The following is a 291-nucleotide window of genomic DNA, read 5'->3' on the forward strand; positions in this document are numbered from 1 at the left end:
CCGTGATGACGCCTTCGTTGCCGACCTTCTGCATCGCTTCGGCGATCATGGCGCCGACCGAGGCGTCGCCATTGCCGGCGATGGTGCCGACCTGGGCAACCTCTTCCGAGGTCTTGATCTTCTTGGCGTTTTTGATCAGCGTCGCGACGACGTCGATAACCGCAAGGTCGATACCGCGCTTCAGGTCCATCGGGTTCATGCCGGCGGCAACGGCCTTGTGGCCTTCCTCGACGATCGACTGCGCCAGAACGGTCGCGGTCGTGGTGCCGTCGCCGGCGATGTCGTTGGTCT

At 63.6% G+C, this 291-nt stretch carries 1 protein-coding gene; it reads right to left on the bottom strand.

The genetic code is table 11. The annotated features are described in order from the left end of the window. Positions 1-291 (bottom strand): TCP-1/cpn60 chaperonin family protein (locus ACWGTO_RS34015; protein ID WP_454579022.1); only part of this gene is annotated, 291 nt, incomplete at both ends.

The organism is Mesorhizobium sp. PL10 (assembly GCF_053714315.1).